The organism is Clostridium porci (assembly GCF_009696375.1).
Taxonomy (GTDB): Bacteria; Bacillota; Clostridia; order Lachnospirales; family Lachnospiraceae; genus Enterocloster; species Enterocloster porci.
This window is the reverse complement of record NZ_VUMD01000041.1, coordinates 1-6409: the sequence shown is the minus strand read 5'-3', so window position 1 is coordinate 6409 and position 6409 is coordinate 1. Positions and strand designations below refer to the sequence as shown.

General features: G+C 54.4%; 6 protein-coding genes and 1 pseudogene. All 7 read right to left on the bottom strand.

Annotated elements, in window-relative coordinates:
* Positions 1–112 precede the first annotated feature (112 nt).
* On the bottom strand, positions 113–2179 hold the full coding sequence (locus tag FYJ39_RS20025) for a VirB4-like conjugal transfer ATPase, CD1110 family (protein WP_195633627.1): 2067 nt from the start codon (positions 2177–2179) through the stop codon (positions 113–115).
* Positions 2180–2240: 61 nt separating this feature from the next.
* Positions 2241–2630: a PrgI family protein gene (locus tag FYJ39_RS20020; protein WP_154474074.1), complete on the bottom strand. Its 390-nt coding sequence runs from the start codon at positions 2628–2630 to the stop codon at positions 2241–2243.
* A gap of 42 nt (positions 2631–2672) precedes the next feature.
* Complete coding sequence (locus FYJ39_RS20015; RefSeq protein ID WP_177614107.1) at positions 2673–3074, bottom strand: DUF7007 domain-containing protein; 402 nt, start codon at positions 3072–3074, stop codon at positions 2673–2675.
* Positions 3071–3508, bottom strand: a complete 438-nt coding sequence (locus tag FYJ39_RS20010) for a SpoVG family protein (protein WP_154474073.1) — start codon at positions 3506–3508, stop codon at positions 3071–3073. Before FYJ39_RS20010 ends, FYJ39_RS20015 begins: the two co-directional genes overlap by 4 nt.
* Before the next feature lie 46 nt (positions 3509–3554).
* The gene (locus tag FYJ39_RS20005; RefSeq protein WP_154474072.1) at positions 3555–4421 is read right to left on the bottom strand and encodes a VirB6/TrbL-like conjugal transfer protein, CD1112 family; all 867 of its coding nucleotides are present in this window, start codon (positions 4419–4421) and stop codon (positions 3555–3557) included.
* Between the two features lie 20 nt (positions 4422–4441).
* Positions 4442–4654, bottom strand: a complete 213-nt coding sequence (locus FYJ39_RS20000) for a Maff2 family mobile element protein (RefSeq protein ID WP_153919671.1) — start codon at positions 4652–4654, stop codon at positions 4442–4444.
* A 106-nt stretch (positions 4655–4760) separates the two neighbouring features.
* Positions 4761–6296, bottom strand: a pseudogene (locus tag FYJ39_RS19995) (VirD4-like conjugal transfer protein, CD1115 family); the annotation flags it as partial.
* Positions 6297–6409: the final 113 nt, after the last annotated feature.

Below are 6409 nucleotides of genomic sequence, written 5' to 3'. Positions count from 1 at the left end.
ACCTATCGGGTTATCAGTTGTTGCTCATCCCTGCCGAGATAAGCCCGACGCTTTTAGCATCACATGGCCATAAGTCTATGAAGTATTACCCTCATAGCGTGATGTTTGTGCGTCAACGTGTCGCACCAAAGATGTTCTCGATCTGCCGGCTGGCAAGGAGGTCTTTCACATTCTGCGTCAGGGCACTCGGGACGCAGCCCTTTTTACGGAGCATTTTCCAGATGGTGACGAAGTAGCTGGAAGTCAGCTCGTCCTGCAACAGAACATGGAACTCGTCATAGTAGCACCATGTAGCGATACCACGGGCGAAGTTGTGGGAAACCTGACTGTTCATCAGATCGTTGATGATGTGCATGGCAATCGTGCGGAGGCCCGCCCCCAGCTTCTTCAAGTCGAAGCACACCACACGGGCGTTTCTGTAATCCACATTGGTCTTGTGGTTGAAGATGTTGAGGGAGCCGGACACATAGATCTCAAGGGCTGTTGCCAACCGCTTTGCCTCGGGCTCGGTCTGCTGGCACAGAAGGTCATACAGGTTTTGAAGCGTCGGCATAGGGGTATTGTCCGGGTCATTGAGAAAGTCCCGGTACACCATGCGGGCGCAGCGGTCAATGATGGTGCGCTCCACGGGCTGTAAGCCGTCCTTGCCGCCCACGATCAGCTCCATCAGGGAAAGGATAAAATCGCATTTCAGACTGATAGGCGAAACCTCGTCATCAATGCTTACATCCAAATCCATCGGATTAATATGGTGCGGGCTGTTGGGGGCGATCTCCACCACAAGGCCGTCCTGTCCGAACCGGCGCACCAGCGGCGAGTATTCGCCCATCGGGTCAAGAATGATAATGCGGTCATTGGTGGCAAGGAACACATTGACAAGCTCCCTCTTTCCGGCAAAGCTCTTTCCAGCACCCGGTACGCCGAGATACAGGCCGTTGGGATTTTTCAGCTTCTTGCGGTTCGCCATGATGACATTGTGGGAAAGGGCGTTCAGGCCATAATAGATGGCCTCGCCGTCCATGCGGAGCTCCTGCGTCATAAACGGAACGAAGATGGCCGTGGAGCTGGTTGTCATACCCCGCTGTATCTCAATGCCGTTGTAGCCGAGGGGCAGGCTGGACATAAGGCCCTGTTCCTGCTGAAAGTCCAGCCGCTTCAAAATGCAGTTGTATTTCTGCATGATACCCGACACCGTGAACAGGTCGTTGTCCAGCTCCCGGCGGGTGGCGGCGGTGTTCACCACAAGGAAGGTCAGGAGGAACATTCGCTCGTTGCGGCTCTGCAAGTCGTTCAACAGGTTCTTGGCGTCCTGACTGAATGTAACAAGGTCGGGCGGGAGTATGTCCATATCATAGCCGCTTCGGACGGCCTTTTTCTGTTCCTCCACCTTCATCTTGTCAATGTCGCTGACCTTGCCCTTGATGGTTTTGATGGCCTTGGCCTGATCGACAGTCTGAATGTGCATGGTGATGGTCATTTCAGCGTCCACCTCCAACAGCTCCGCAAGGAGCTTGTCAGAAAGCTCGGAGGCCATGATCTGCATATAGGACGCCGCTCCCCATGTGGAGCCCATGCGGAATAGGCGGCTTTGCCGGAAGTCAAAGCTGGTTGGGGCGATAAAGTCCTTTGTCCCCAGCCCGGTTTTCGGTATCATATCCCATGTGAAGCGAAAGGGCTCGGTGCCGCCGGGGTGGAGCTGGCCGTGCAAAATCTCCAGGCGTTCCAGCCCATTGAGGGAGCGGGACTGTACCCCCAGCTTTTTGAAATTGCCCATTATGTCAGCCTCCACACGCTCCAAGCGGGGCTTTGCAATCGCAAGGCTGTCCGCCGACACACCGAAGGTCAACAGCTTGGTTCTCACAATGCCGTTGTTGCTCTTGGCAATCTGGCCCTCCAGCATTTCCACATACTCGCTCCGCATTTCGCTGTACTCGTCATCCTTCATGGGGATATTGATTTTGTACTTGCTTTCCGGGCGGCTCCTGTGGTTGATAAAGGAGAGCTGGAACGGAAGGGAGCTGTCAAAGGAATTGAGGAACGCACAGTAGCCGTCAAAAATGGCGCTCTGGTCATCGGCCTGCGCCAACTGGTAGTTGATGTCCTCGTATTCAAGGCTCTTGGTGTAGAGCTTATCGTTTACCCGGCAGATACCATCCTTGAAAAGCTCCCGGTAGGGTATGGTCTGCTGGGCGGTCTGCGGCCCGGCCTTTTTCGGCTTGGCCTGTTTTGTGGGCTTGCGGTTAGGACGCTTTCTTTCTGCGCCCGGCCGCTTTGCCCCTTTGCTGGTCTGCAATCGGCTTTTCCTCCTTTCGGTTCAAAAAAGCATAGAAATTTTCGGTCTTATAGGGCCTGACCCGTGGCAGTAAAAACTTGGTTCGGATAATGTTGCGGAGCACCTTCTCAAAGGGAAGGCCGTCCTTCTCAAACATGGCGAACAGAAAACACGGCATCATCAGGCCGATCATCAGGAACAGGGCCGTGCTGTTCCCGATATGGGAGCGGGTGAACAGGTAAAATGGGATACCGATACCGCCCGCTATGGAAAAACAAATAAGCTGGCGCTTCGTCAGGTTGAAGGCCAGCTTGGTCTTAATACGGCTCAAATCGTTGGGTACTGGCACATAGGCCAATGAAATCACCTCCTTGGAGCTTCGGGCCAACTTGGCCCGAGGTCATCGTTCTGTCTGGCGGGCCGGGGCCTCCTTCCGGGCAGCCTGCGCCGCTTCAAGGCCGGACTGCCTTGCCCGCCAATACTCGGGGTTGTACCGCCTGATGGAGAGGTTGATATTTTCCTCAAAGGCAGCTTTGTCCTTGATACGCTCGGGTATCTGCCAAAGCTTCTTGTCCAAAAGCTCCCGCAGCACCACATCTTCCTGCGTATCTTCCTCAAAACAGAGGTAGCCGCCCCGCTTGAAGCCACACCGTTTGGCCGCCGGGGAGAGGAACGCCGCCACCTCGTTTGAAACCATTGTCCCGCCGTGGCTGGCGGTACTCACAAGGAATACGCCGGGGCAAAGCAGGTCACAGGTCTGCACCTTGCCCCACGGGGATTTACTCGGCCCCTGATACATCATCGTTCCGCCCCTTTTGCGGGCTTCTCCTTCGGGGGCCGGGCAGCTTTTTCACTGGCCGCTTCTTTGGCACCGGCCTCCAACTGATCTTTGATGGAAGGCCGCTCCTGTGCTGCGGCCACCGCCTGCAAGCGTCCGATCTCCGCCGAGTAGGCCGTCAGGATCGCCCCGTGGAGCTGTTTTCTGAACTCCCCGGTGATGGGCTTGGCCGTGTCCCGGTAGCCCGTTTTGCTGGACTTGTCCGGCTTGCTGGGCATACCCACATACAGGCCCTTGTCGGTTTGCAGGATTTTGAAATCCTCCACCACAAAGCAGTCGTTGAATTTTACATTGGCAAAGCCCAGCAGGTTGCCCTTGGGCTCGATGGCCCGGACGCTCACATCCAGCTTCATCGGCGGAGCCTCCTGAACCGGGCTCTTGTTGTCCTGTTCCGTCATTTTGTTTCCTCCTTTCCATCCTCGGGCCAACTTGGCCCGAAGTGGCTTAATGCGCTCCTAAGATGGATTTAGACAGGCTCCCAGTCTTGAACAGCACGAAGCACAAAAGAACCGTGTACCCCACGCAAGTCCAGATGGCGTTCATCATATCGCCGTCCGTGGCGATACTCTGCACCAGCACGGCGTAGATCGCCACGCACACCATAATGAGCATCCCTTGGAAACCGACAGCGAACAGGGACTTGAAATAGTTGTGGCCCATGTGTCCGACCTCCCGGTTGACGCTGGTGGCGAAGGGAATGGGGGCAAGGCTTGTCATCAGATAAATCTCAATCATACGCCCGTAGACGATGACGAAAATAACGATATTTAAGGCCGTCATGGTGAACTGCACGAAGAAGGATTGCAGGAAGATACCAAGGAGCGGACCCAACTCCATCGCTTCAAGCTGGGTCTGCATATCGTTCAGAACATCCGGCGTGACGGCGGTGGAACCTTGTATCAGGCCCGCCGACTGCTGAATGACCTGCTGGGACACATCGAACACCGCCATAACGATGTTGAAGGTGTTGGACAGTATCATCACCGCAACGAAGGTCTTGAAAATCCACTTGAAGAAGATCCATGTGTCGAAGTTGTGTAGATTGTTGTGCTCTATCAGCATTTGAATGAGCTCATAGGTCATCACGAAGGTAAGCACCAGCCCGGCGATAGGCAGGATGACCGTTTCGGAGAGCTGCCGTATCATGGAAAAGACCCCGGCGTTCCATGCCGCCGGGGTCGTCCCAACCTGCGCCGCAATCTCTCCGACCTGCTCATTCACATTGGTAAAAAGCCCGCCGAGGTTCCCCATAATACCCTCGACCAACAGCCCTTTGAGCCATTCCGTGATAGCGTCGAAGATACTTTGCATAGCTTACTCCTTTGGGAAGATTAGAACAGGTTTGCCAGCAGAGGGATCAGGTTCATGCCCAGCAGGACGATACCGCCGCCAGCCATGAGCTGCTTCATGCCCTGGCTCTTGCTTGCAGGGTTGTCGGCACCGTAACCTTCCAGCAGGTTGACGATACCCCACGCACCGAGGCCGCAGCCGATAGCCATAACCAGAACCTTCAGAGTGTCAACAGCAGAAGCGAAAAATTCCATATACATTTCCTCCATTTGATAAAAGATTGAATTGTGGGTAACAAAAAAGCCGCCCTTTCAGGCGGCGGCGAATCTCGGCCAAGTTGGCCCGAAGTCCATCTATCAGTTAAACGAAATCGTCTGCGCTGTCCAGATCGTCATAATTGAGAATGTCAGTGTCCTCGTCAGAGGCATCCACCTCGTACACCGTGTATTCTTCCTCTGGCTTTAGTCTCAATCGCCGGGAAGTCAGGCGTTCCAGATGAAAGGCGTTCCGTTTACTGTCATATTCCGCTGTGTAGCGGTAGTTGGGGTGCTGCTTCAAATCATACTTGGGCGAAAAGAATGGGGGCAGGCCCCGAAGCTGTAATAGGCACTTGTTTCCGGGCATGGTAGTGATTTCACTGGTGGTCAAAAGCTCCCGGCCCAGGCGCTGGGTGTTGAGCCCGTAGCTTTCCGACTGGCCCCTTGTGCGGCTGTCTGTCTGCATGGAGATGGTAGCCTTGCCCAGCCAGTTTTCCGATATGTCCTTTAGGGTGGACGCTTCACGGCCTCCCAGAAACACAATGCTGTCCATGTTGCCCATGATGGTTTCGGCGTTGTCTTTATACAGGGCCTTGCACTGGCTCATGGCCTGATAAAAGAGGGTCAGACTGACTTCTCTTGACCGGATGACAGCCACGATTTTTTCCAGTCCCGGCACCTGTCCGGTGTTGGCCGCTTCGTCCCACAGCACCCGCACATGATGGGGCAGGCGGCCCCCGTATTTGTTGTCGGCCCGTTCACACAGAAGGTTGAACATCTGCGAAAATGCAAGGGCCACGATAAAGTTGTAGGTGGTGTCTGTATCGCTTATCAGAAAGAACAGGGCCGTTTTATCGTCCCCGAGCTTGTCAAGCTCCAGCTCGTCATAGCTCATAATCTCCCGAAGCTCCGCTATGTCAAAGGGAGCCAGCCGGGCTCCGCAGCTAATCAAAATCGACTTGGCTGTTTTGCCGCTGGCTAACTTATATTTGGCATACTGGCGCACAGCGAAATGCTGGGGGTTGCGCTTGGCGAGGCCGTCAAACATATAGTCCACGGCGTTCTTGAAACTTTCATCATCCTCCCGTACTTCCATGCTGTTTATCATTTCAACCAGCGTATTCATGTTGCGTTCTTCCTCCGGCCCCTCAAAGACGATATAGGCCACAAGGGCGCAGTACAGAAGCGTTTCCGCTTTCGTCCAGAACTCGTCCCCCTCTTTGCCGTCCCCCTTGGTGTTGGCAATCAGGGCGTTGACGAATTTCAGCACATCGCTTTCTGTCTTGATGTAGGCCATCGGGTTATAGTGCATAGACTTGGAAAAATCTATGCTGTTGAACACCTTGACCTTGTAGCCCTTCTTTTTTTGCAGGAAATAACCGCATTGGGCGAGGGTGCCGCCCTTGGGGTCTACCACCACATAGGACGAATGGGCTTGAAGGAGCTGGGGCGTGAGCCAGAACCTCGTCTTGCCCGAGCCGGACGAACCGATGACACAGGCGTTTAAGTTTCTGGCGTTGGCCGGATTTTTGGGACGGGTGTTCATGGTGAGAAATTCTGTCCCGGTCAAGATGATATTGTTTTCAAACTTGGGGTCTACAAACGGCTTTATGTCCGCCTCCGTACCCCATGAAGCGTTTTGTCAAGTGCTTTTTTGAGTTATTGACGCAAATTCTTGTGAAAGTGCGAAAGTGCAAAGTGCAAAGGGTCTGCGTTTTGCACTTTCAGCTTGCGGGTTCGGGCGGCTGCTTC